Origin of the sequence: Bradyrhizobium sp. 87, from assembly GCF_023073015.1 — a bacterium.
GTDB classification, from domain to species: Bacteria; Pseudomonadota; Alphaproteobacteria; order Rhizobiales; family Xanthobacteraceae; genus Bradyrhizobium; species Bradyrhizobium canariense_D.
The window spans coordinates 111,775-135,804 of sequence record NZ_JADPIQ010000011.1; the positions used below are offsets into that span (position 1 = coordinate 111,775).

At 63.9% G+C, this 24,030-nt stretch carries 20 protein-coding genes; 10 read left to right on the forward strand and 10 right to left on the reverse strand.

The window, feature by feature from the left end:
- Nucleotide 1 precedes the first annotated feature (1 nt).
- The 6 genes from IVB50_RS02775 to IVB50_RS02800 are packed head-to-tail and all read left to right on the forward strand — an operon-like array spanning nucleotide 2 to nucleotide 6,960.
- On the forward strand, nucleotides 2-1,477 hold the full coding sequence (locus tag IVB50_RS02775; RefSeq protein WP_026232792.1) for a type II and III secretion system protein family protein: 1,476 nt from the start codon (nucleotides 2-4) through the stop codon (nucleotides 1,475-1,477).
- 17 nt (nucleotides 1,478-1,494) lie between these two features.
- A complete protein-coding gene (locus tag IVB50_RS02780) occupies nucleotides 1,495-2,232 on the forward strand; it encodes a CpaD family pilus assembly protein (RefSeq protein ID WP_018454682.1) in 738 nt (245 codons plus the stop codon).
- Nucleotides 2,229-3,497: an AAA family ATPase gene (locus tag IVB50_RS02785; protein ID WP_018454683.1), complete on the forward strand. Its 1,269-nt coding sequence runs from the start codon at nucleotides 2,229-2,231 to the stop codon at nucleotides 3,495-3,497. Before IVB50_RS02780 ends, IVB50_RS02785 begins: the two co-directional genes overlap by 4 nt.
- Before the next feature lie 21 nt (nucleotides 3,498-3,518).
- Nucleotides 3,519-4,982, forward strand: coding sequence for a CpaF family protein (locus IVB50_RS02790; protein WP_026232793.1), 1,464 nt, complete (start codon nucleotides 3,519-3,521; stop codon nucleotides 4,980-4,982).
- 16 nt (nucleotides 4,983-4,998) lie between these two features.
- Nucleotides 4,999-5,976 (forward strand): type II secretion system F family protein, encoded by a 978-nt coding sequence (locus tag IVB50_RS02795; protein ID WP_026232794.1) that lies wholly within the window; start codon nucleotides 4,999-5,001, stop codon nucleotides 5,974-5,976.
- A 9-nt stretch (nucleotides 5,977-5,985) separates the two neighbouring features.
- Entirely contained in the window at nucleotides 5,986-6,960 is a 975-nt protein-coding gene (locus IVB50_RS02800) for a type II secretion system F family protein (protein WP_018454686.1), read from the forward strand.
- A gap of 74 nt (nucleotides 6,961-7,034) precedes the next feature.
- Here the strand turns inward: IVB50_RS02800 and IVB50_RS02805 are convergent, their stop codons facing one another.
- The 3 genes from IVB50_RS02805 to IVB50_RS02815 form a co-directional block, all read right to left on the reverse strand.
- Nucleotides 7,035-7,862 carry a tetratricopeptide repeat protein gene (locus tag IVB50_RS02805; protein ID WP_026232795.1) on the reverse strand — a complete coding sequence of 276 codons (828 nt, stop codon included), beginning with the start codon at nucleotides 7,860-7,862 and terminating at the stop codon, nucleotides 7,035-7,037.
- Between the two features lie 94 nt (nucleotides 7,863-7,956).
- Nucleotides 7,957-9,465: a metallophosphoesterase gene (locus IVB50_RS02810; RefSeq protein WP_085361622.1), complete on the reverse strand. Its 1,509-nt coding sequence runs from the start codon at nucleotides 9,463-9,465 to the stop codon at nucleotides 7,957-7,959.
- A 281-nt stretch (nucleotides 9,466-9,746) separates the two neighbouring features.
- Nucleotides 9,747-9,950 (reverse strand): hypothetical protein, encoded by a 204-nt coding sequence (locus IVB50_RS02815; RefSeq protein ID WP_018454690.1) that lies wholly within the window; start codon nucleotides 9,948-9,950, stop codon nucleotides 9,747-9,749.
- A gap of 202 nt (nucleotides 9,951-10,152) precedes the next feature.
- Here IVB50_RS02815 and IVB50_RS02820 point away from each other — a divergent pair, with 202 nt between their 5' ends.
- Nucleotides 10,153-11,526, forward strand: a complete 1,374-nt coding sequence (locus IVB50_RS02820) for a leucyl aminopeptidase family protein (RefSeq protein ID WP_085361623.1) — start codon at nucleotides 10,153-10,155, stop codon at nucleotides 11,524-11,526.
- The gene (locus IVB50_RS02825; RefSeq protein WP_018454692.1) at nucleotides 11,519-12,409 is read left to right on the forward strand and encodes an NlpC/P60 family protein; all 891 of its coding nucleotides are present in this window, start codon (nucleotides 11,519-11,521) and stop codon (nucleotides 12,407-12,409) included. Before IVB50_RS02820 ends, IVB50_RS02825 begins: the two co-directional genes overlap by 8 nt.
- 6 nt (nucleotides 12,410-12,415) lie before the next feature.
- Here the strand turns inward: IVB50_RS02825 and IVB50_RS02830 are convergent, their stop codons facing one another.
- The 6 genes from IVB50_RS02830 to IVB50_RS02855 form a co-directional block, all read right to left on the reverse strand.
- Nucleotides 12,416-14,053, reverse strand: coding sequence for an ABC transporter ATP-binding protein (locus IVB50_RS02830; RefSeq protein WP_018454693.1), 1,638 nt, complete (start codon nucleotides 14,051-14,053; stop codon nucleotides 12,416-12,418).
- A 4-nt stretch (nucleotides 14,054-14,057) separates the two neighbouring features.
- On the reverse strand, nucleotides 14,058-15,239 hold the full coding sequence (locus IVB50_RS02835; protein WP_018454694.1) for an ABC transporter permease: 1,182 nt from the start codon (nucleotides 15,237-15,239) through the stop codon (nucleotides 14,058-14,060).
- Nucleotides 15,239-16,348 (reverse strand): microcin C ABC transporter permease YejB, encoded by a 1,110-nt coding sequence (locus IVB50_RS02840; RefSeq protein ID WP_018454695.1) that lies wholly within the window; start codon nucleotides 16,346-16,348, stop codon nucleotides 15,239-15,241. The genes IVB50_RS02835 and IVB50_RS02840 overlap by 1 nt, the downstream gene beginning before the upstream one ends.
- On the reverse strand, nucleotides 16,345-18,225 hold the full coding sequence (locus tag IVB50_RS02845) for an extracellular solute-binding protein (protein ID WP_247294153.1): 1,881 nt from the start codon (nucleotides 18,223-18,225) through the stop codon (nucleotides 16,345-16,347). Before IVB50_RS02845 ends, IVB50_RS02840 begins: the two co-directional genes overlap by 4 nt.
- 14 nt (nucleotides 18,226-18,239) lie before the next feature.
- The gene (locus IVB50_RS02850) at nucleotides 18,240-20,141 is read right to left on the reverse strand and encodes an extracellular solute-binding protein (RefSeq protein WP_026232797.1); all 1,902 of its coding nucleotides are present in this window, start codon (nucleotides 20,139-20,141) and stop codon (nucleotides 18,240-18,242) included.
- Nucleotides 20,142-20,350: 209 nt separating this feature from the next.
- Nucleotides 20,351-20,905 (reverse strand): cytochrome c family protein, encoded by a 555-nt coding sequence (locus IVB50_RS02855; protein ID WP_018454698.1) that lies wholly within the window; start codon nucleotides 20,903-20,905, stop codon nucleotides 20,351-20,353.
- 219 nt (nucleotides 20,906-21,124) lie between these two features.
- Between IVB50_RS02855 and IVB50_RS02860 the strand changes: the two genes are divergently transcribed.
- The gene (locus IVB50_RS02860; RefSeq protein WP_018454699.1) at nucleotides 21,125-21,865 is read left to right on the forward strand and encodes a 3-deoxy-manno-octulosonate cytidylyltransferase; all 741 of its coding nucleotides are present in this window, start codon (nucleotides 21,125-21,127) and stop codon (nucleotides 21,863-21,865) included.
- A 21-nt stretch (nucleotides 21,866-21,886) separates the two neighbouring features.
- On the forward strand, nucleotides 21,887-22,732 hold the full coding sequence (locus tag IVB50_RS02865) for a prephenate dehydratase (RefSeq protein WP_018454700.1): 846 nt from the start codon (nucleotides 21,887-21,889) through the stop codon (nucleotides 22,730-22,732).
- 45 nt (nucleotides 22,733-22,777) lie between these two features.
- Here the strand turns inward: IVB50_RS02865 and IVB50_RS02870 are convergent, their stop codons facing one another.
- On the reverse strand, nucleotides 22,778-23,791 hold the full coding sequence (locus tag IVB50_RS02870) for an LLM class flavin-dependent oxidoreductase (RefSeq protein WP_018454701.1): 1,014 nt from the start codon (nucleotides 23,789-23,791) through the stop codon (nucleotides 22,778-22,780).
- Between the last annotated feature and the right edge of the window lie 239 nt (nucleotides 23,792-24,030).

The following is a 24,030-nucleotide window of genomic DNA, read 5'->3' on the forward strand; positions in this document are numbered from 1 at the left end:
CATGAAATGCAGGGCGAATTTGGCGACGATGCGAACCCCGGTGGTCCGCGCCCTGTCGTTTTCGGCCGCCGTCGCGCTCGCGCTCAACCCGGTGCTCACCCCTGTGGTCGCCGCCGACTATCGCCCTGTGGCGCAGGCTGCGGCCGACGGTCAGATGAACGCGCGATTCCTCTCGCTCGGCATCGGCAAGTCGATCGTGATCGACCTTCCGCGCGACATCAAGGACGTGCTTGTCGCCGATCCGAAGATCGCCAACGCGGTCGTCCGCTCGGCGCAGCGTGCCTACATCATTGGCGCCTCGATCGGGCAGACCAACATCGTGTTCTTCGATTCCGCCGGCCAGCAGATCGCGGCCTATGACATCGCGGTCAAGCGCGACCTCAACGGCGTGCGGGCCGCGCTGAAGCAGGTCCTGCCGAACTCAGACATCCAGATCGACGGGCTAGGCGACGGCATCATCTTGACCGGCTCGGCCGCGAATCCGGCCGAAGCCCAGCAGGCCAACGACCTCGCCGTGCGCCTCGCCGGCGGCCCCGAGAAGGTCGTGAACTCGATCGTGGTCCGCGGCCGCGATCAGGTCATGCTCAAGGTGACGGTCGCGGAAGTGCAGCGCAGCATCGTCAAGCAGCTCGGAATCGACCTCACCGCCAACCTCAGCTACGGCACCTCGGTCGTCAGCTTCAGCAACTCCAATCCGTTCACGGCTCTTGGCCACAACCTCGTCGACGGCAATAACCTGACCACGAAGTTCGGCGCGGCCCCGTCGGTGCAGGCCACGCTGCGTGCGATGGAGACCGCGGGCGTGATCCGGACGCTGGCCGAACCGAACCTGACCGCGATCTCCGGTGAATCGGCAACGTTCATTGCCGGCGGTGAATTTCCGGTGCCTGCGGGCTATGCGTGCGACCCCACCACGCACGTCTGTACCACCCAGATCAGCTTCAAGAAGTTCGGCATCTCGCTCAACTTCACCCCCGTCGTTCTCACGGAGGGCAAGATCAGCCTGCGGGTAATGACCGAGGTGTCCGAGCTCTCGAACGAAAACGCGATCACGCTGTCCCAGGCCGTGACCTCGACCTCGGTCAACTCGCTCACGGTGCCCTCGATCAAGACCCGCCGCGCAGAAACCTCGCTGGAAATTCCCTCAGGCGGCGCGATGGCGATGGCTGGCCTGATCCAGCAGCAGACCAAGCAAGCGGTCAGCGGACTGCCAGGTCTGATGCAGCTCCCGGTCCTCGGCACGCTGTTCCGTAGCCGCGACTTCGTCAACAACGCGACCGAGCTGGTCGTGATCGTGACGCCCTACATCGTTCGCGCAGTTGCGCAAAAGGACCTGTCGCGGCCGGATGATGGCTTCTCCGCACCGGCTGATCCGCAGGCCGAACTGCTCGGCAACATCAACCGCATCTACGGCGTGCCCGGCCGGACCGAACCGGCCAAGAACTACCGCGGCACCTACGGCTTCATCACCGACTGAGGCGGAACGGGGACTTCATGAAGATCACTAGACCACCCCAGATTCGCAGGCGCGCCATCCACCTCGGCGGCGCGCTCGTCGGCATGGCGCTCGCCCTAGGCGGCTGCCAGCATGACGAAGCGGTCACGGCCTCCATTCCCGACGACTACAAGCAGCGCCATCCGATCGCGATCGAGGAGCAGAATCGTTCCATCGTCGTCTTCGTCGGCCATGCCCGCGGCGGCTTGACCGCCGCCCAGCGCGCCGACGTGATGGGCGTCGCGTCGGCCTGGATGCACGAAGGCACCGGCGCGATCCGGATCGACGTACCGTCCGGCACGCCCAACGCGCGTCCGGTCGCGGACACCATGCGCGAAATCCAGGCAATGCTGTCGGCGGCGGGCGTTCCGCCGCGCGGCATCAACGCCCGCTCTTACACGCCGGACGACAAGCGATTCCTGCCGCCGATCCGCCTCACCTATTCCAAGATCGCCGCAGTCGCGGGTCCCTGCGGCCTGTGGCCGGAAGATATCGGCCCTTCGATGAAGAACAAGAGCTGGTTCGAGAACAAGGACTACTACAATTACGGCTGCGCCTATCAGCGCAACCTCGCAGCGATGGTCGACAATCCGTCGGATCTCGAGCAGCCGCGGCCCGAAACGCCGTCCTACACGCCGCGGCGGACCGCCGCGTTCGAGAAGTATCGCAAGGGAATGCCGACGGCGGTCGCCTATCCTGAGGCCGACAAGGCCAAACTCAGCGACACCGGCAGATGATCAGCTACGCTCGCCAGCCCCAAGAAGATCAGTCCGAGGCATCGCTCCCACCGGTCGAGGAGCATATTGCGCCGGCGCCCCGCGTTTCCGTCCAGGCTTTCTGCGAGACCGTGGAAACGGCGGCCGCCGTGCAGTCAGCCGGCGAAGATCGCCGTCTCGGCAAGGCCCATCTGAAGATCCAGATGGGCGGAATGGCGGCTGCGGTGGAAGCCTACCGCTCGGCCCCCACGCCGAACGTGATCGTGCTCGAAAGCGACGGCCGCAACGACCTCCTGGGCGGGCTCGACCATCTCGCGACCGTCTGCGATGCCGGCACCCGCGTGGTCGTGATCGGCCGCATCAACGACGTCACGCTCTACCGCGAGCTGGTCCGCCGCGGCGTCAGCGACTACGTGCTCGCGCCGGTCGGCGCGATCGACGTCGTGCGCTCGATCTGCAACCTGTTCTCGGCGCCGGAAGCCAAGGCCGTCGGCCGCATTATCGCCGTGGTCGGGGCCAAGGGCGGCGTCGGCGCATCAACCATCTCCCACAATGTCGCCTGGGCGATCGCCCGCGATCTCGCGATGGACGCGGTCGTCGCCGACCTCGACCTCGCCTTCGGCACGGCCGGACTCGACTACAACCAGGATCCACCGCAGGGCATTGCCGACGCGGTATTCTCACCCGATCGCGTCGACACCGCCTTCGTCGACCGCCTTCTGTCGAAATGCACCGACCACCTCAGTCTGCTGGCGGCGCCGGCGACGCTCGACCGGGTCTACGATTTCGGCGCCGACGCCTTCGATTCCGTGTTCGACACGTTGCGCTCCACGATGCCCTGCATCGTCCTCGACGTTCCGCACCAATGGTCGGGCTGGACGAAACGCGCCCTGATCGGAGCGGACGACATCCTGATCGTGGCGGCGCCCGACCTCGCCAATTTGCGCAACACCAAGAACCTGTTCGATCTCCTGAAGGCCGCGCGCCCCAACGACCGGCCGCCGCTCTACTGCCTGAACCAGGTCGGCGTGCCGAAACGGCCCGAAATCGCCGCGGCGGAGTTCGCCAAGGCGATCGAGAGCCAGCCGGTCGTCTCGATTCCGTTCGAGCCGCAGATCTTCGGCTCGGCGGCCAATAACGGCCAGATGATCGCGGAGATCTCGGCCAACCATAAGTCGATCGAGATGTTCCTTCAGATCGCCCAGCGCCTGACCGGCCGCAGCGAAACGAAGAAGCAAAAGTCGTCCCTGCTTTCACCCCTGATTGACAAGTTGCGGGGAAAATAGGTCGCCGCATGGAGTTTTTAAGTGTTCGGTAAGCGTAGCGGAACAGACGCCGACGCCCGGGCCCCGAAGCCCGGTGCCGTGTCGCCAGAGCCTGCCCAGGCTTCGGCGCCCGCCATGTCGCGCGTGCCGCCGCCGCCGGCAATCTCCTCGCCGCCGCTCGCCCCGGCGAAGCCTGCGCCGACCATGGAAGCCCGCCGCTCGGACAATTATTACGAGGTCAAGGCGACCATCTTCGGCGCGCTGATCGAGGCCATCGACCTCGCCCAGCTTGCCAAGCTCGATTCGGAGTCCGCGCGCGAGGAAATCCGGGACATCGTCAACGAGATCATCGCGATCAAGAACATCGTGATGTCGATCGCCGAGCAGGAAGAGCTGCTCGACGACATCTGCAACGACGTCCTCGGCTACGGTCCGCTGGAGCCGCTGTTGTCGCGCGACGACATCGCCGACATTATGGTCAACGGCGCCGACACCGTCTACATCGAGGTCGCCGGCAAGATCCAACGCACCGGTATCCGCTTCCGCGACAATCAGCAGCTCCTCAACATCTGCCAGCGTATCGTCAGCCAGGTCGGCCGGCGCGTCGACGAATCCTCGCCGATCTGCGACGCCCGCCTGGCCGACGGCTCCCGCGTCAACGCCATCGTGCCCCCGCTGTCAATCGACGGCCCCACGCTCACGATCCGCAAGTTCAAGAAGGACAAGCTGACGCTCGATCAGCTCGTCAAGTTCGGCGCAATCTCGCCGGAAGGCGCGGAAATCCTCCAGATCATCGGCCGCGTCCGCTGCAACGTGCTGATCTCCGGCGGTACCGGCTCGGGCAAGACCACGTTGCTCAACTGCCTGACCAACTACATCGAGCACGACGAGCGCGTCATCACCTGCGAGGACGCCGCCGAACTCCAGCTCCAGCAGCCGCACGTGGTGCGACTGGAAACCCGCCCGCCCAACATCGAGGGCGAGGGCCAGGTCACCATGCGCGAGCTGGTGCGCAACTGCCTGCGTATGCGTCCCGAGCGCATCATCGTCGGCGAAGTCCGCGGACCCGAGGCGTTCGACCTGCTCCAGGCCATGAACACCGGCCATGACGGCTCGATGGGCACGCTGCACGCCAACAATCCGCGCGAGGCGCTATCGCGCTGCGAATCCATGATCACGATGGGCGGCTTCTCCCTGCCTTCACGCACCATCCGCGAGATGATCTGCGCCTCGATCGACGTCATCGTCCAGGCCGCGCGCCTGCGCGACGGTTCACGCCGCATCACCCACATCACCGAAGTGATGGGCATGGAAGGCGACACCATCATCACCCAGGACGTGTTCCTCTACGACATGGTCGGCGAGGACGCCAACGGCAAGATCATCGGCCGGCACCGGTCGACCGGAATCGGCCGCCCGAAATTCTGGGAACGCGCCCGCTATTACGGCGAAGAGAAGCGCCTTGCCGCGGCGCTCGACGCGGCGGAAGTGGCGCCCACGACGTGAGCAGGTCAACGCAGCCATGAACATGCAAGTCCTTGCCCTCGCCTTCCTTGCCACCGCCACCGTCGGCGGCCTCGCCTGGGTCTTCCTTTATCCAATGCTGTCCGGGGAACGGAAGGCCGAGAGCCGCCGCGCCTCGATCTCGCGGGCCGAGGCGCCCACGGCCCGCGCCGCCGAGAAGACGCAGCGCTCGCGCCGCGAGCAGGTCGAAACCTCGCTCAAGGATCTCGAGGCGCGGCGCCAGCAGGAGAAGAGCGTACCGCTCAGTGTCCGCCTGTCGCAGGCCGGCCTCGATTGGGCGCCGCAGAAATTCTGGATCGTGTCCGCCGTCGTGGCGGGCGTGCTGTTCGCAGTCGCCTTGTTCATCGGCGGCGGCCTGCTCGGTGCCGCCGGCTTCGCGTTTGCCGGCGGCCTCGGTCTGCCCCGCTGGGCGCTCGGCTTCCTGAAGAAGCGCCGTGAAAACAAGTTCCTGGCCGCCTTGCCCGATGCCGTCGACGTCATCGTCCGCGGCATCAAGGCGGGCCTGCCGCTGTTCGAATCGATCAAGGTGGTCGCCGCCGACGCGCCAGAGCCGCTGCGCTCCGAGTTTCTGTCCATCATCGAGACGCAGGCGATCGGCATGCCGCTCGGCGAGGCCTGCACGCGGCTCTACGATCGCATGCCGCTGCCCGAGGCCAATTTCTTCGGCATCGTCATCTCCATCCAGCAGAAATCGGGCGGCAACCTCTCCGAAGCGCTCGGCAACCTTTCCAAGGTGCTGCGCGACCGCAAGAAGATGAAAGAGAAGATCCAGGCGATGTCGATGGAAGCCAAGGCCTCGGCCGGCATCATCGGCTCGCTGCCGCCGATCGTGATGTTCCTCGTCTACCTCACAACGCCAGGATACATCTCGATGCTTTGGACTCATCCCACCGGCCAGCTCATGCTGGTCGGCTGTGTTGTCTGGATGTCGATCGGCATCATGGTGATGAAGAAGATGATCAATTTCGACTTCTGATGGTGTCTTATGGTAGAGTTCCTCGTTGCGAAACTTCACGACGTCCACTTCATGACGATGCTGCTGGCGGCCATTGCCGCCAGCGCCACCGTCTATACGCTGGTGATGCCGCTGTTCGCCGGCGAGGGCCTTTCCAAGCGCATGAAGGCGGTGGCGAACGAACGTGAGCGCATCCGGCAGCGCGAGCGCGAGCGCCTCCACAAGAGTGAAAAAGTCTCGCTGCGCCAGACGCCGAAGCAGCTCGTCTCGAAGGTCGTCGATGACTTCAACCTGACCAAATGGCTCGCGCAGGAAGCTGCGCGGGACAAGCTCATCATGGCCGGCTATCGAGGCCAGGCGCCCTACATCACCTTCCTGTTTGCCCGCCTGGTTGCCCCGATCGTGCTGTTCGTCGGTTCGGTCGTCTACGTGTTCCTGATCGCGCATATGCAGCAGTCCATGCCGATCAAGATCGGCATCTGCGTCGGTGCGGCCTATCTCGGACTCCAGGCGCCGATGCTGTTCCTCAGGAACGCGATCTCCAAGCGCCAACTCTCGATCAAGCGCGCCTTTCCCGATGCGCTCGACCTGCTCCTGATCTGCATCGAATCCGGCATGTCGGTCGAGATGGCGTTCCGGAAGGTCGCGGTCGAAATCGTGGGCCAGTCGATCGCGCTATCGGAGGAGTTCACCCTGACCACGGCCGAGCTGTCGTATTTGCAGGATCGCAAGGTCGCCTACGAGAACCTCGCGCGGCGCACCGGGCTCGAGGGCGTCAAGTCGGTATGTCTCGCGCTCCAGCAGGCGGAGCGTTACGGCACCCCGCTCGGCCAATCCTTGCGGGTGATGGCGCAGGAAAACCGCGACATGCGCATGAACGAAGCCGAGAAAAAGGCCGCGGCACTGCCGCCGAAGCTGACGGTACCGATGATCCTGTTCTTCCTGCCGGTGCTGTTCGTCGTCATCCTTGGACCGACTGGCATCAAGGTCACCGAGATGCAATGACCTTAGACGTGGACCGCGTACGGTCCGAGGATGCCTTCAAGATTGGAAGATCAAGATCGGAAGATCACGTCTGATCAGTCGGGCAGGCCGAGCGAGGCGACCGGCGTCCGCTTCGGCGCACCACGCCGGACGTCGCTGCGGGTCAACATTTCCTTGAGATAGGCGACATTGGCCGTAGCCTGGTCCGGCGGCAGGTCCGCCTTCACAATAGTCTCGGCTTCGGCGAAGCGGCCCTGGAGACCGACGACAAGACCGAGATTCTGCCGCACCCGCGCGCTTGCGTGCGGCGAGGCATAGGCTTGGCGCAGCGCGTCTTCGGCCTTCGGCAGATCTCTCGACAACATGTAGGACAGGCCGAGATTGGAGAGCACGCCGGGATCGCCAGGCGCGATCTTGAGCGCACTCGCATAGTAGGAGCGCGCTTCCTCGTGACGCCCCATCTGATCGAGCGCGGTACCCTGCACCGAGAGCAGGCGCCAATCCGGGTTATCGGGCGAATGCGCCTTCGACAGCACGTCGAAGGCTTGCTGGAAATTGCCGTTGTCGGAGAGCGCGCGGCCGTATTGGGCCATCAGCGCCTTGTTGCCGGGATTGGCGATGGTCGCCTGCTCGAGCACGGCGGCAGCCTGGGCGCGCTGGCCGTTGGCGCGCAGGGCCTGGCCGTAGGCGAGCGCCGCGTCGGCGTCCTTGGGATTGGCACGATAGCGCTCGCCATAGACTTCAGCAGCGCGCGCGGGATCGGTGGGAGCGGCTTCCGCCCGCGGCCCGACCGAGCCCGTGACGTCGGAGAGTTTCGACATCGCCGTGCAGCCGCCGAGACCCATGGCCACCGCTGCGACCAGCGAGGTGGACGCAAGAAGCCGGGCAAGACTTAACCGTTCACGACTGAACCGTTGACGCATGACGCTTTGACTCTCGAGCCGATTGATCGAGCCGAACGCGCCAGCAATAGACTGTTAACCCTAACGGCCGGTTAATGCTCCCGGCCCGGGCCCGTCACTGCGGCGCCTGCGGCGGCACCTCGCCGCCGAGACCCGCATCGAGGCCGAGCGCCTTCGCCTGCTCGTTCAGGTCCCGCAGCAATTGCAGTCGTTGCCGCGTCTCGATCGCGACATCGATGCCCGGACGCACGACCCTCGGCAATTCGCGTCGAAGATCGTCACGATTGACCAGACGCCTCGCGCGGAGCTCGTCGAGCTGAACGTCGTCGATGCCGAGCACATTTGCAGATTGCTCGATCAGTCGGCGCAGTAGTGACGTCACCGCGGCCTCGACATCATGCTTGCGTGCGGATCTCGAGAACTTGCTTTCCAGATCGGCCCAGACATGAGAGGTCACGAGATAGACGTGGAGCAAATTGGCCCAATCCACCTCGTCGTCGGCATAGAAGGCGCGGCGCAGCAGGAGCCGGCGCGCGAATGCTGCGACCTGATTCCGTTTCAGCGTGGTGCATGCGTCGATCTCGATGCCCGATTGGACGGCCGGATCTCGGGAAAAATCCCGTCCGGCCGGCAGTCTGACGACGCCGTGCGGCAGGTTGGAATCGAGCGGCCTGAAGACACCATCCTTGCGCGGACGTGAGTAGCGGGCGATCGCGAAGCGATACTCTGTGCGGCCGCCATGGGACATCGGGTCGGACATCGGGCCGAAATGGATGACGTTGAAGCCGGCATCGTCACCGGCCTGCCCGGTCGATGACGGACAGGACAGGACGTAGATCGTGCGCCAGAATGCTTCAGCGCTCTCGCTCGACGTGGCGCGCGGATCGGGAATCGAATAACGCGTCAGCCCTTCGACATGCCGGTGTCCGTGCAGGACCAGATCGACATTGAGCGATGTCGCCGCTTCGAGGAAGGTCGCGGGCGCGGCGAGATACATCAGCGGCTCGTCGGGCACGCCGAGAAACCGCTTTCCTTCTCCGGTCGCCTGCGGCAGTGGATGATGGTGCAGCGCCAGCACGCGCACGAGGTTTTCCACCGGCTCGGCATAATCGGCGCGGCCGCCCGACCCGAGGCTGCCCGCGAGCTTGACGCTCAGCCGCGCGGAATCCGAAACCATGGCGCTATAGGCGCTCTGGTCGACGTTGCCGCTCACGAGCGTCGTGAGGCTCGCGCGGTTGGAATCCAGCAGCACCAGATCGAGGCCGGCCTGACGGTAGTAGACGCTCTTCGAGGTCCGCGGCAAATGCAGGTAATCATAAACATCGTGGCGACCTGCACGCTGGCTCGGTCGCTTGACGTCGTGATTGCCGGCAATTGCCTGGATGTCGGTGAACAGCCCGGTCTGCCGGAAGGACGCAATGACGGCGATCGCTTCGTCGAGCGCAGGCGGCGCCGGGTCGTCCACGATATCGCCGGTGATCAGCAGGATGCGATCGGGAACATCCGCGAAGTCCGCCATCCTCTCGCGAATTGCGGCATTGAGCGTCTCGATGGTCGCAAGCAGTCGACCAGACCCGTCCAGATGCAGGTCGGAAATCTGTACGATGACGAACGATCTATCCATTTTGCGTCGCTTATTTGCGAATGCCGCGCCGCGCAAACGATGAGAGAAATGCCTTCGACGATCAGGTTCAGTCCGGTATCAATCAGCCCGGGCCATGATGAGCCGGGTAAGAATTGACCCCATCCCCTGTTGTTGCACTCCGTGCAGAACCGTACGACACAATCTAAAATATTGGGCAATAATGCCACAACCGCAGCGCTAGTAAAGCCCTGCGGCCGCTCGCGTGGATCGTGTCCTCGGCATGAGACGGGGCTCGCCCGATGATGGTTTCGCTCACCCGATCAATATTCGATAGCGAGCCTCTTGCGAATTTCATCAATGCGCTTGTCCAATGCATCGAACCGCGCGTGAACGGAGCGGTCGTGGAGATAGAAGACGTAACCGCCGGCAAGGAACGCGAATATCCAATGATGATGCTCGACATAGCCAAAAATCGCCTCGACCGCCTGCCCGATGAAGGTGACCACGCTCCACACAAATTCCATTGCATTTCCTCCCGGCCGGCTTTGTCGTCGGCCGCCGGAGATCTGCACACCTGACGGCCGTTGCCGGAACCTAGCATGGCCCCTTTGCTGCGAGTAGCGGACCGCCGAACGGTGGCAGCAAAGCTGATTGCGGCGGCGGCAAAACTCTGCGAAATCTCGTCCGTTCGTATGACCCGCTCGATCTGACGATCCGGACCCGCCAATGCCTTCTGTCTTCGAGACGTCGCCTACCGCCATCCCGATCACCTTCGTCACCAAGTCGAGCTGGGATCAGGTCGCCGAGGGGCTACCGGCGGCGCAACGCCAGTTCGCCACCGCGAGCGCCTTCACCGCAAAGCCGGGCGGCTATCTCGCGCTGCCCGCGCCCGATGGCGCGATCGCGCAAGTGCTGTTCGGGCTCGAGGACGAGGGTGCAAAATCGCGCGACCTGTTCCGACCGGGCGCCCTGCCCGGCCTCCTGCCGCCGGGCATCTATCGCTTCGCCAATGCACCGCAGGATGCACGGCTCGCCGCACTCGCCTTCGCGCTCGGCAGCTACCGCTTCGCCCGGTACCGCAAGGCCGATCGCCCCGAGGTCAGCCTCGTTCCCCCCGACGGCGTCGACGCGACCGACATCAATCGCATGGCGGACGCCGCAATGCTGGCGCGCGACCTCATCAACACGCCGGCCAACGACATGGGGCCGGAGGAGCTGGCCGCAGCCGCGCAGGATCTCGCCGCCGAATTCGGCGCAAGCTTTGCCTGCACCATCGGTGACGACTTAAAGACGAATTTTCCACTGATCCACGCCGTCGGCATGGCATCTAGCCGCGCGCCGCGGCTGATCGACATTGGCTGGGGCGACCCGGCTCATCCCAAGGTGACGCTGGTCGGCAAGGGCGTCTGCTTTGACACCGGCGGGCTCGACTTGAAGCCTCCGAGCGGCATGCTGATCATGAAGAAGGACATGGGCGGCGCCGCCAACGTGCTGGCGCTGGCGCGCATGGTGATGGATGCGAAGCTGAAGGTGCGACTGCGCGTGCTGATTCCGGCCGTGGAGAACGCGGTCGCGGGCAATGCCTTCCGCCCGCTCGACATCTTCACCTCGCGCAAGGGCATCACGGTCGAGATCGGCAATACGGACGCAGAGGGGCGGCTGGTGCTCGCCGACGCGCTGGCGCTTGCGGACGAGGAAAAGCCGGACCTGCTGATCGATCTCGGCACGTTGACGGGAGCGGCACGCGTCGCGCTGGGGCCGGATTTACCGCCCTTTTACACCAATGATGAGACGCTTGCCGCTGACGTCGCACGATGCGCGGCGAGGGAGAACGATCCGTTGTGGCGCATGCCACTGTGGCCGCCTTACGATGCGTGGCTGGATTCCAAGACCGCCACTATCACCAACGCACCATCAGGCGGCTTTGCCGGCTCGATCATTTGCGCGCTGTTCCTGCAACGCTTCGTCGAGCATGCCAGGAGCTGGCTGCATGTCGACATCTACGGCTGGACGCCGTCGGCGAAGCCCGCACGCCCCGAGGGCGGCGAGTGCCAGGCCGCGCGCGCGATCTACACATTGCTGAGCGAGCGCTATGCGTGATCCAGAACACGATCTAAGCCACGATCCAAGTCACGATCCAAGATACGATCCAAGGCTGACACCGTCGCGCGGCGACATCGCCGCGAAATACCTCGAAAGCAAGGTGCAGGCGGATCGTTTCGTCACGGGCGAGGAATTCGAGATCATCGCGGCGATCGCGCCCGTGCGCGAGCAGCCGTCGTCGAACGCGATGCTAATGACACAAGCGTTGCGCGGCGAGGGCGTCACGGTTTACGACCGCAACGGCGAAGGCTGGGCATGGGGTCAACTTTCAGGTGACGGCTATGTCGGCTGGCTGCCGGACGCAGCGCTCATGAAGCCCGCGGCCGCGCCGACCCATATGGTCAGTGCTTTACGAACCTTTGCCTTCCCCGGTCCCTCGATCAAGCTGCGGCCAGCAGACACGCTGGTGATGGGATCGAAGATCGCGGTTGCACGCGAGGACGGCAGCTTCGCCGTGACACGCGACGGACACTATCTGCCGAAGGCCCATCTCGCCCCGCTTGGTCATTGCGAGCCGGATTTCGTCGCAGTCGCCGAGCGTTTCGTCGGCACGCCCTATCTCTGGGGTGGCAAGAGCAGCCTTGGCGTCGATTGCTCCGGCCTGGTCCAGATGTCGCTGACATCGGCGGGCATCGGCTGCCCGCGCGACAGCGACATGCAGCAGGCCGGCCTCGGCCGCGCGCTGGAGCCCCATGAGCAAAGCAGCTTGCTGCGCGGCGATCTCATTTTCTGGAAAGGTCATGTCGCCATCGTCCGCGATGGCAGCACCATGGTTCACGCCAATGCGCATCACATGGCAACGGTGATCGAGCCGATCGAGCCGGCAATCGCAAGGATCAAGCAAGCCGGCAGCGAGGTCGCCGCGATCAAGCGGCTCTGACGGAGGCTACGTCGCCGCGGACCCGTTCTCCGCCGTCTCCAGCCGGAACGCCGCCGCAAACAGCGCGCGCGTGTAATCCGTCTTCGGGTTCTTGAAGAGCTCGGCGGCCTGACCTTCCTCGACCACCTTGCCGCCACGCATCACGATCAGATGGCTGGCGAGCGAGGCGACGACGCGCAGATCGTGCGAGATGAACATGTAAGTGAGATCGCGCCGGCGCTGCAATTCACGCAGCAGATCGACCATCTGCGCCTGAATCAGCATGTCGAGCGCACTGGTCGGCTCGTCCAGGACGACGAAATCCGGCTCCAGCACCACCGCCCGCGCGATGCTGATGCGCTGGCGCTGGCCGCCGGAGAATTCATGCGGATAACGGTGGCGAGTATCCGGTTTCAGTCCGACGTCCTCGAGCGCCTTGACGACGCGCTCCTCCCGCTCGCCTCGCGAGAGCTGCGGCTGATGCACGGTGAGGCCTTCGGCGACGATGTCGGCGACCGACATGCGCGGGCTGAGCGAGCCGAACGGATCCTGGAACACGATCTGCATGTCGCGCCGGAACGGCCGCATCTCCTTGAAGCGCAGGCCCTGGATATCTTTTCCCAGGAACACAATGCGTCCGTTCGAGGAGATCAGCCGCAGCAATGCGAGCCCCAGCGTGGTCTTGCCCGAGCCGGACTCGCCGACAACGCCGAGCGTCTCGCCCTTGCGCACGGCGATGCTGACGCCGTCGACCGCCTTGATGTGGCCGACCGTCTTACGCATCAGCCCCCGCTTGATCGGGAACCAGACCTTTAGGTCGTCGGCGGACATCACCACCGGGGCATCCGGCTGCGGCGGCGCCGGATCTGGCTTCGGCTCCGCGGCGAGCAGGTCGCGCGTATAGGGATGCTTCGGGGTCTTGAAGACGTGCTCGACCGGCCCCTGCTCGACGATCTCGCCCCCCTTCATGACGCAGACCTGGTCGGCGATGCGGCGCACGATGCCGAGATCGTGGGTGATGAAGAGCAGGCTCATGCCGAGCCGGCCGCGGATCTCTGCGAGCAGCGTCAGGATCTGCGCCTGCACGGTAACGTCGAGCGCCGTGGTCGGCTCGTCCGCGATCAGGAGGTCCGGCTCGTTGGCGAGCGCCATCGCGATCATCACGCGCTGGCGCTGGCCGCCGGAGAGCTGGTGCGGATAGCTCTTCAGCCGCGTTTCAGGCTCGGGAATGCCGACCTGCGTGAGCAATTCCAGCGTCCGCCTGCGCGCCTCGGCATTGCTGGTCGGATTGTGCAGCTGAATGATCTCGCCGATCTGCGCCTCGATCGTATGCAGCGGGTTGAGCGAGGTCATCGGCTCCTGGAAGATGATCGAGATGTCGCTGCCGCGAATCTCCCGCATCTCCTGCTCCGACCGGTCGATCAGTTCCTGGCCCTTGAAGTGGATGCTGCCCGAGGGATGCGAGGCATTTGGATAGGGCAAGAGCTTGAGAATCGAGAGCGCGCTGACCGACTTGCCGGAGCCGGACTCGCCGACCAGCGCCAGGCACTCGCCGCGCTTGATCTGGAACGAGACCTTGTCGACCGCGAGCGTGGTGGCGCCCCCCTGGTGGAAGGCCACCGAGAGGTCGCGCACGCTGAGCAAAGGCTGGTTGATCGCGTCCATTGGCTTACCTGAACGTCTTGCGCGGATCGAATGCGTCGCGCACGGCCTCGCCGATGAAGATCAAAAGCGACAGCATGATCGCGACCGAGAAGAAGCCGGAAAAACCGAGCCACGGCGCCTGCACGTTGGACTTGCCCTGCGACAGCAACTCGCCGAGCGACGGCGAGCCGGGCGGCAGTCCGAACCCCAGGAAATCGAGCGCCGTCAGCGTCATCACCGAACTCGACACGATGAACGGCAGGAACGTCATGGTCGCGACCATCGCGTTCGGCAACAGATGCCGGAACATGATGACCTTGTTCGACACGCCGAGCGCCCGCGCCGCCTGGATATACTCGAAATTGCGCCCGCGCAGGAATTCCGCGCGCACGAGTCCGACCAGCGACACCCAGGAAAATAACAACAGGATGCCGAGAAGCACGAAGAAGCCGGGCACCAGCACCGACGACAAGATCAGCAGCAGATAGAGCGAAGGGATCGCAGTCCATATCTCGATGAAACGCTGGAACAACAGGTCGATCCAGCCGCCGAAATAGCCCTGCACCGCGCCGGCCGCGATGCCGACGATGGAGGAGACGATGGTCAGGCAGAGGCCGAACAGCACTGAGATGCGGAAGCCGTAGATCAGCCGCGCCACCACGTCGCGGCCCTGATCGTCGGTGCCGAGCCAGTTGTATTCGAGATCGCGGCAGCTCTTGAGGCCTTTCTTCTCGACGACGGGCTTGCACTGCGCTTCCGTCAACATCCAGGTCGGCCGCGACGGCGCCGGCGTCGGCAGATCGAGATTGTGGGTGTCGTAGGAATAGCGGATCAGCGGCCAGACGATGCTGCCGCCCTTGTCCCTGATCAGCTTCTGCAAATAGGGATCGCGATAGTCGGCCGCGGTTTCGAAGTCGCCGCCGAAAGTGGTTTCCGAATAGGTGACGACGGACGGCCAATAAAGGTGGCCGTCATATTTGATCAGGAACGGCCGATCATTGGCGATCAGCTCGGCGAACAGCGACACCACAAATAGGATCAGGAAGATCCAGAACGACCAATAGCCGCGCCGGTTCGCCTTGAAATTCTGCCAGCGGCGCCTGTTGAGCGGCGACGGCACGAACGGTTTGCGAGTGATCGGCACGGCACTGCCGAGCGGCGACTTCGCAGTGGTTTCGATCGGCGTGGTGGGGGCGGCCAGCGTCATCAGACCTCCCGCGCCTCGAAATCGATTCGTGGATCGATCCACATATAGGTCAGGTCAGAGATCAGGTTGATCACGAGGCCGACGAGCGAAAAGATGAAGAGCGTGCCGAACACCACGGGGTAGTCGCGATTGAGAACGCTCTCGAAACTGAGCAGTCCCAGTCCGTCCAGCGAGAAGATGGTCTCGATCAGAAGCGAGCCCGAGAAGAAGGCGTGAATGAAGGTCGAGGGAAAGCCGGCGATGACGATCAGCATCGCGTTGCGGAAAACGTGACCGTAAAGCACCCGATTCTCGCTGCAGCCCTTCGCGCGCGCGGTCATCACGTATTGCTTGCGGATCTCGTCCAGAAACGAGTTCTTGGTCAGGAACGTCATGGTGGTGAACGCACCGAGCCCCATGGCGATCAGCGGCAGCGTCAAATGCCAGAAGTAATCGATGATCTTCCAATACCACGGAAACTGCGACCAGCCGTCTGACGTCAGTCCGCGCAGCGGGAACCAGTTGAAGAACGAACCGCCGGCAAACAGGATGATCAGGAGGATCGCGAATAGAAAGCCGGGAATCGCGTAGCCAAGTACGAGCACGCTCGACGTCCAGGTGTCGAAGCGCGTCCCGTCCCTGACCGCCTTGCGGATGCCGAGCGGAATCGAGATCAGGTAGGTCAGCAGCGTCAGCCAGATGCCGAGCGAGATCGAGACCGGCAACTTCTCCTTGACGAGCTGCAGGACGCTGACGTCGCGAAAATAGCTCTTGCCGAAATCGAAGCGGGCGAAATTCCAGACCATCAGCGCGAAGCGCTCCGGCGCCGGCTTGTCGAAGCCGAACTGCACTTCCAGCTTCTTGATGAAATCGGGATCGAGGCCTTGCGCGCCGCGATACTTCGAGTTGATGGCGTCGCCGCCGGCTCCCAACTGCCCCGGGGCGCGCTGCGCAAAGTCGCCGCCGCCCGAAATGCGCGAGGTCCCGCCGGTGTCCGCGCCCGAGAGCTGCGCGATCACGCGCTCGACCGGGCCGCCCGGCGCGAACTGCACGACGATGAAGGAGACGAAGAGGATCCCGAGCAAGGTCGGGATCATCAGCAGGATGCGGCGGGCGATGTAGGCGCTCATGGCTGCTTCGCCTGCTCGAGCCTGGCGGCCTTGCCGCCATCGTACCACCAGATGTCGGGAGCGCCGACGCCGTTGGCATAACGCGGCGGCTTCTGCGGATGACCGAATTGGTCCCAATAAGCAAGCCGGTGCGTCTTGTTGAACCAGTGCGGCACCCAATAACGGCCGGCGCGGAACAGGCGATCGAAGGCGCGGCAGGCGACGGTCAATTCCTCGCGGCTGTCGGCCGCCATGATCTTCTCGATGATGGCATCGATGGCCGGATTGGCGACGCCCGCAAGATTGTACGAGCCCTTCGTTGCCGCGACCTGCGACGAGAAGAACGAGCGCATGGCGTCGCCCGGCGTTGCCGACATGCTGAAGCGCTGGGTCGTCATATCGAAGTCGAAATCTTCCTGGCGTACCTTGTATTGCACGGCGTCGACGAGGCGCACGCTCGCTTCGATGCCAAGCGTCGCGAGATTCTTGATGTAGGGCCCATGGTGCGGCTGGAACGAAGGCTCGTCCAACAGAAATTCGATCCTGAAGATCTCGCCGTTCGGCAGCATCCTCTTGCCGTCCTTGATCGGCAGGCCGGCCTCGCTCAGCAATCGCTGCGCCCTGCGCAACAGGCTGCGATCCTGCCCGGAGCCGTCGGAGACGGGCGGCGTGAACGGTGCGGCGAACACCTCGTCCGGAACCTGGCCGCGAAACGGCTCCAGCAGCTTCAGCTCTTCCGGCGGCGGAGGCCCATCGCTCGCCATGAGGTCCGAGTTCTGAAATGGCGATACCGTGCGGGCATAAGCACCGTACATGATGGTCTTGTTGGTCCACTCGAAGTCGAAGGCGTCGATCAGTGCCTCACGCACGCGAGGATCCCTGAATTTTTCGCGCCGCGTGTTGATGAACCATCCTTGCGCGCCGGACGGCGTGTCGTCGGGCACGACCTCCATCTTGACGCGACCCTCCTTGACCGCGGGGAAGTCATAGCGGGTCGCCCAGATACGAGCGGTGAACTCTTCGCGGTAGAGATAGTTCTTGCCGGTGAAACCTTCAAAAGCGACATCGCGGTCGCGGTAGAATTCGTAGCGCACGACGTCGAAATTGTAGCTGCCACGACAGGGGGGCAGGTCGGCAGCCCACCAATCCTTGACGCGTTCGTATTCGATGTAGCGGTTGACCTCGAACTTGCCGACCTTGTACGGGCCCGAGCCCAACGGGATATCGAGCGATGTTTCGTCGAAAGCGCGAGAGGCATAATATGCTTTCGAGAAGATCGGCAGACTCGCCACATAGAGCGGCACGTCACGCGCGCGTCCCTTGGCAAAGGTGACGACCAGCGTCGCATCGTCAACGGCTTCCGCGCTGACCATGTCGCGCATCTGCACGATGATCAGCGGATGCCCCTTGGCCTTCAGCGACGTCAGCGAAAACGCCGCGTCGTGAGCGGTAAGCTTGGTGCCGTCATGGAATTTCGCCTCTGGCCGCATGGTGAAGCGATAGACCAGCCTGTCTGCCGATATATTTACAGACTTGGCGGCAAGCCCGTACATCCCGTCCGGTTCGTCATTGGCTCGCACCATCAGCGGCGCAAAAGTCATGTCCATGCCCTGCGCGCCATCGCCTTTGAGGATGAAGGCATTGAGCGAGTTGAAGGTCTGGTAGGACTGGTTGTACGCGCGCACCGACGGGATAAGCGAGAAGGTGCCGCCCTTCGGCGCGTCGACATTGACGTAGTCGAAGTGATGGAAGTCGGCGGGATATTTGAGGTCGCCGAAGGCCGACATGCCGTGGGCCTCTGCAGGCATCTCGGACGCTGTCGCGCCCCGGAGCCAGGCGGCGCTGAACGCGCCACCGGCACCCAAGGCCAGCACATGCCGGCGTGAAAGCTGCGCCATGCGAGAAATGCCCTTCACGACTTCTTTGCGATCCGCGCCGCCTTGTCCGCGTCGTACCACCAAATGAACGGGAAGCCGGACTGACCGTATTTGGGTAATTCCGCCGGCCGGCCGAACCGATCCCAGCGCGCGGTGCGCACCTTCGTATAAGTCCACTGCGGTACGACGTAGTGATTCCACAGCAGCACGCGGTCGAGTGCCTTGGTTGCCGCGACGAGATCGTCGCGACCCTTGGCGTAGATCACCCGCTCGATCAGCTTGTCGACCGCCGGATTCTTGATGCCGGTGATGTTGCGTGAACCGGCGATGTCAGCCGTCTTCGAGGACCAGAATTCGCGCTGCTCGTTACCCGGCGACTGCGACTCGCCCCAGGAGTTAGTGACGATGTCGAAATCCCACTCGCGCGTCCTGTTCTCGTACTGAGTGGGATCCACCGTCCGCACGCTGACAGCAATGCCGAGCCGTTCCAGCGACGGCTTGTAGAACAGCGTGATCCGCTCGAAGCTTGGATCCGAGTTCAGCAATTCAAGGGAGAACTGGGCGCCCGTCTTGACGTCGATCAGCTTGCGCTCGCGCACCTCGTAGCCAGCTTCCTTGAACAGGCGCAGCGCCTCGCGCAGATTGTCGCGAACGGCTTCCGGACTGCCGCCGACCGGGTTGGTGTAGGCCGTGGTGAAGACTTCGGGCGGGACCTCGGCGCGGACTGTCTCGAGGATCTCGAGCTCCTTGCCCTGCGGCAACCCGGTCGCCATCAGCTCATCGATGCCGTCGAAATAACTGCTGATGCGCTTGTACTGGCCGTAGAAGATCTGCTTGTTCATCTCCTCAAAGTCGAACGCGTAATTGAGCGCGCGTCGCACGCGCGGATCCTTAAACTTGGCGCGGCGCAGGTTCGGCACGAAGGCCTGCATGACGCCCGAGCTGCGATTGGCGAACTCCTCGAGGATCACGCGTTTTTCGGTGACGGCCGGGAAATCGTAGGCTGTCGCCCAGTTCTTCGCGCTGTTCTCGGTGCGCCAATCGACCTGATCGGCCTTGAATGCCTCAATCGCCACGGTGGCGTCGCGGAAATACTCATAGCGCAGCTCGTCGAAATTATTGCGGCCCACATTGGCGGCGAGGTCGCGCCCCCAATAATCCTTGACGCGCTCCAGCGCGATCGACCGCCCGGCAACGAATTCCTTGACCCGATAGGGGCCGGAACCTAGAGGCACTTCAAGCGTGGTGGCGGAGACATCGCGCTTGCGGCCCTGCGCATCCGTGCCCTCCCACCAATGCTTCGGCAGGACCGTGAGCTGCCCGACGATCTGCGGCAGTTCGCGGTTGCCCGGCGCGTCGAACACGAATTTTACCTCGCGCTCGCCGACCTTCTCGGCTTTCGTCACATGGCTGTAATAGGCCGAGTACTGCGGGTGGTGCTTCTTGAAGGAATCGAGCGAGAAGATCACGTCATCCGCGGTTACCGGCTTGCCGTCGTGCCATTTGGCTTGCGGCCGCAAGCGGTAAGTCACGAAGGAGAAATCATCCGGATGGCTGACGGCCTCGGCCAGCGCGCCGTACTCGGTCGAGACTTCGTCAAGCGAGGCCGTCGTGAGGGATTCGTAGATGAACGCCACGGCACCGGCGACTTGCCCCTTCACACCGGAGACGACGATGTTGAAATTGTCGAATGTGCCGACGGCGATCTGGCGCGCGACGCCGCCCTTGGGCGCTTCCGGATTGACGTAGTCGAAGCGCTTGAAATCCGCCGGGTATTTGATCTGTCCGAACAGCGACAGCGCGTGCCGCCAGGTGGGCTCGTTGGCGGATTGCGCGTGTGCCACGCCGACGCCGGAAAGGCCCCCTACGGAACCAAGGGCGGGGAGCGTTGCGGCAGCAGTGCCGGTGAGCAGGAGATCGCGTCGGGTAAGGGCCAAATCAACATTCCTGTCTTGAAGGAGGCTACTCCTTTAAGTTCCCAATATAGGCGAGGTTTCGACGGAATATGTTGCTTTTTCCTCATCTTGGAGGGCCAGCTGGCCGATCGCTGCGGCCAAACGCCCCGATAACAACGCCGCGAGGCCCGGATAAGCAAACGGCCAGGCTTTTCAGCCTGGCCGCGTACTAAGATCGAAGTCGATAGGCCTTACTTCGCCGCGGTCGGCAGCGGCTTCGGGCTGTCGGAGAGACTGTTCAGGTAAGCGATCACGTCGGCACGCTCGCTATCCTTCGGGATGCCAGCAAAGCCCATCGCGGTGCCCGGGACAGCTGCCTTGGGATTGGCGATGAACTTGTTGAGCGCATCGAAGTCCCAGGTGCCGCCCTTGGCCTTCATCGCGGCCGAGAAGTTGAAGCCGCCGCGGCCCTCGCCAACATGGTCGCCGACGACGCCATAGAGGTTCGGACCGACACGGTTCGGGCCGCCCTTCTCGAAGGTGTGGCAAGCGCCGCACTTCTTGGCAGCGGCGGCGCCCTTCTCGACCGAGGCGGTCTGGAGCAGCTTTTCGATCGGCTCGGCAGCCGCGGCGGCAGCGCCGCCTTCCTTGCCGTGGCCGGCGTCTTCCTTCACGGCGATCTCGAAGCCCGGCTTCTCCGGCATCTTGGGCGAGAACAGCGCACTGGCGGTGAAGCTCGTCACCAGCAGAAGGAGACAGGTGCCGAGCACGGCACCGAGAATCTTGTTCAGTTCGAAAGAGTCCATTTCCGGCCAGGCCCCACACCGCAAGAAGGATCGAGCGGCCCAGTGCGGCCGCCAGGACGAGCCTCGGAGAATCAACGTTCCTTACTGTTTCCCCGAGTTTTGCCATTGAGATATCGGTTTGCCCGGGGTCTGGCAACCCGTATAAGCGAGCGGGCTTCACCCCCGTCCCCACCCCATTTCCCGGCGCGGAAAACGCCCCGTTTCCAGGCCCTTGAACCGATGATCGATCCCCGCATCCTGGTGCTGATTCCGGCCCGCATGGCCGCCACCCGCCTGCCCGGCAAGCCGCTAGCCGATATCGCGGGGCAGCCGATGATCGTGCACGTGATGCGCCGTGCCGAAGCGGCCGGGATAGGCCGGGTCGCGGTCGCAACCGACACCGCGGAGATCGCATCCGTCGTGACCGCCCATGGTGGCGAGGCCGTGATGACCCGCCCGGAGCATCCGTCCGGCTCCGACCGCATCCACGAGGCCATGCAGAAGCTCGATCCGGACGGCAAAGCCGAGATCGTGGTCAATCTGCAGGGCGATTTCCCGACCATCACGATCGACAACATCCGCGAGGTGTTGCCGCCGCTGCAAGACCCCGCCGTGGATATCGCAACGCTGGCGTCGCAGATCCACACCGAGGAGGAGGACCTCGCGCCGAGCGTCGTGAAGGCGATCGGAACCTCGCTCGGCGGCAGACGCATGCGCGCACTTTATTTCACCCGCGCAACCGCGCCGACCGGCGACGGACCGCGCTACCACCATATCGGTCTCTATGCCTATCGCCGTGCCGCGCTGGAGCGCTACGTCCGGCTTCCGCCGTCGCCGCTGGAATTGCAGGAGAAGCTCGAGCAGCTCCGGGCGCTCGAGGCCGGAATGCGCATCGACTTCACCATTGTCGATACCGTGCCCCGCGGGGTCGACACGCCGGCGGACCTGGAAACCGCCCGCAGCATCCTTTCCAAATCCTGAGCCGCTGTTACAAGGCCGAGCATGAGCAAGCTGAAAATCGCATTCCAGGGCGAGCCTGGGGCCAATTCGCACATCGCCATCGTCGAGGCCTATCCCGACGCCGAGCCGATGCCCTGCGCCACCTTCGAGGACGCCTTGTCGGCGATCTCGTCGGGCGAAGCCGATCTCGGCATGATTCCGATCGAGAATTCGGTCGCAGGCCGCGTCGCCGACATCCATCATTTGCTGCCGGCCTCCGGCCTCTTCATCATCGGCGAATGGTTTCTGCCGGTCCGGCATCAGCTGATGGCGGTGAAGGGGACCAGGCTCGAGGACATCAAGAGCGTCGAGAGCCACGTGCACGCGCTCGGCCAATGCCGGCGCATCATTCGCAAGCTTGGCATCAAGCCAATCGTGCACGCCGACACCGCCGGCAGCGCCCGCGACATTTCCGAGCGTAACGACAAGTCCGTCGCCGCGATCGCCTCGCGCCTCGCCGCGCAGATCTACGGCCTCGACATCCTCGCGGAGGACATCGAGGACGAGGCCCACAACACCACGCGCTTCGTGGTGCTCGCGCGCGAACCGAAATGGGCCGCACAGGGCTCCGGTCCGTTGGTCACGACTTTTGTGTTCCGGGTGCGCAATTTGCCCGCCGCGCTCTACAAGGCGCTCGGTGGCTTTGCCACCAACGGCGTCAACATGACCAAGCTCGAGAGCTATATGGTCGACGGCAATTTCTTCGCCACGCAGTTTTATGCCGACGTCGACGGCCACCCCGCGGACAAGGGCCTCGCTTTCGCGATCGAGGAGCTGAAATTCTTCTCACGCGAATTCCGCATCGTTGGCGTGTATCCGGGGCACCCGTTCCGCGCGACGATGGAATAGATTCGTGTCCCGGACGCGCGAAGCGCGAGCCGGAGCACCAGAGCCTTATCCGACCGCCTTAAGCCCGAACGCCTCCGCCAGCAGCGAATATGATTTCTTTCGTGCCTCGTGATCGTACACGGCGGTAATCACCATCAACTCGTCCGGCTTGCTCGCATCGATCAACGGCTGCAGCGTCTTCTGCACGGTTGCCCGGCTGCCGACGAACAGACGGGAACGGTTGCGCCGCATCGAGGCGCGCTCCGAGTCGGTATAGGGATAGGCCAGCGCCTCTTCGACGCTCGGCAACGGAAGATACTGGCCGCGGTCCCGGCGCAGGCGGTTGAGGTCGAAAGACGCGGCGAGCTTTTCGGCTTCGTCATCCGTGTCGGCCGCAATGACGGCGACCGCGAGGATCGCGCGCGGGCTCGCACTCCAGGCCGAGGGCTGAAAACGATTGCGATAATGCACCATCGCATCGATCGCATCGTGGGACGCAAAATGATGGGCGAATGCGAACCCCATGCCGATTTGCGCGGCGAGCTCCGACGAATAATCGCTGGAGCCGAGCAGCCAGATCGGCGGCAACGGCGTATCGTCGGGCATCGCAACGACGTTGTGATAGGGATGGCCCGAGGGGAATTCCCGGGTCTGCCACAGGATCAATTCGTGCAGCCGCTCGAGGAAATCGTCGCCTTCGCGACGGTCGAGCCGGCTGCGCAGCGCATAGGCCGTGGCGCCGTCGGTGCCAGGGGCGCGGCCGAGGCCGAGATCGATGCGGCCCGGAAACAGCGCCTCCAGCATCTTGAAGCGCTCGGCCACGACCAGCGGCGCGTGATTGGGCAGCATCACGCCACCGGAGCCGACGCGGATGTGCTTGGTCACCGCCGCGATCTGCCCGATCATCACGTCGGGCGCCGGGCTCGCGACGGAGGCGAGGTTGTGATGCTCGGCGAGCCAATAGCGGACATAGCCGAGCCCATCGACATGGCGCGCCAGGTCGATGCTGTTGCGCAGCGCCGCGGCGGGCTTTGTGCCGGTGGTGACGACGGAGAGGTCGAGGACTGAGAGCGGGATCATGGCGCGCTAACGTAGTGGAGGGCAGCGCGGCGGCAATGGGAGGGCGCGCAGATCTGACGTGCAGGCCAGGGCCCGCGCGCTCCGGACCCGCGCCGCGGCGTTGGGACAATGATCAATCTGGCAACATGACTTTCATATTGCCCACTCAATATATTGCGCCAGTTAATCCGCAAGTTCTCCCTACTTGGCTGGTATATTTATCTTTTTATACCAAACCGAGCTTCCCACTTCGATTCTAA

Excerpts from the sequence above, each read along its gene's own strand:
- IVB50_RS02800 (WP_018454686.1), top strand. The coding sequence starts at position 5,986 with ATGGTAGAGTTCCTCGTTGCGAAACTTCACGACGTCCACTTCATGACG.
- IVB50_RS02840 (WP_018454695.1), bottom strand. The coding sequence starts at position 16,348 with ATGAGCGCCTACATCGCCCGCCGCATCCTGCTGATGATCCCGACCTTG.
- IVB50_RS02855 (WP_018454698.1), bottom strand. The coding sequence starts at position 20,905 with ATGGACTCTTTCGAACTGAACAAGATTCTCGGTGCCGTGCTCGGCACC.
- IVB50_RS02845 (WP_247294153.1), bottom strand. The coding sequence starts at position 18,225 with ATGGCGCAGCTTTCACGCCGGCATGTGCTGGCCTTGGGTGCCGGTGGC.
- IVB50_RS02825 (WP_018454692.1), top strand. The coding sequence starts at position 11,519 with ATGCGTGATCCAGAACACGATCTAAGCCACGATCCAAGTCACGATCCA.
- IVB50_RS02810 (WP_085361622.1), bottom strand. The coding sequence starts at position 9,465 with ATGGATAGATCGTTCGTCATCGTACAGATTTCCGACCTGCATCTGGAC.
- IVB50_RS02820 (WP_085361623.1), top strand. The coding sequence starts at position 10,153 with ATGCCTTCTGTCTTCGAGACGTCGCCTACCGCCATCCCGATCACCTTC.
- IVB50_RS02860 (WP_018454699.1), top strand. The coding sequence starts at position 21,125 with ATGATCGATCCCCGCATCCTGGTGCTGATTCCGGCCCGCATGGCCGCC.
- IVB50_RS02830 (WP_018454693.1), bottom strand. The coding sequence starts at position 14,053 with ATGGACGCGATCAACCAGCCTTTGCTCAGCGTGCGCGACCTCTCGGTG.
- IVB50_RS02785 (WP_018454683.1), top strand. The coding sequence starts at position 2,229 with ATGATCAGCTACGCTCGCCAGCCCCAAGAAGATCAGTCCGAGGCATCG.
- IVB50_RS02835 (WP_018454694.1), bottom strand. The coding sequence starts at position 15,239 with ATGACGCTGGCCGCCCCCACCACGCCGATCGAAACCACTGCGAAGTCG.
- IVB50_RS02775 (WP_026232792.1), top strand. The coding sequence starts at position 2 with ATGAAATGCAGGGCGAATTTGGCGACGATGCGAACCCCGGTGGTCCGC.
- IVB50_RS02795 (WP_026232794.1), top strand. The coding sequence starts at position 4,999 with ATGAACATGCAAGTCCTTGCCCTCGCCTTCCTTGCCACCGCCACCGTC.
- IVB50_RS02780 (WP_018454682.1), top strand. The coding sequence starts at position 1,495 with ATGAAGATCACTAGACCACCCCAGATTCGCAGGCGCGCCATCCACCTC.
- IVB50_RS02805 (WP_026232795.1), bottom strand. The coding sequence starts at position 7,862 with ATGCGTCAACGGTTCAGTCGTGAACGGTTAAGTCTTGCCCGGCTTCTT.
- IVB50_RS02865 (WP_018454700.1), top strand. The coding sequence starts at position 21,887 with ATGAGCAAGCTGAAAATCGCATTCCAGGGCGAGCCTGGGGCCAATTCG.
- IVB50_RS02870 (WP_018454701.1), bottom strand. The coding sequence starts at position 23,791 with ATGATCCCGCTCTCAGTCCTCGACCTCTCCGTCGTCACCACCGGCACA.
- IVB50_RS02815 (WP_018454690.1), bottom strand. The coding sequence starts at position 9,950 with ATGGAATTTGTGTGGAGCGTGGTCACCTTCATCGGGCAGGCGGTCGAG.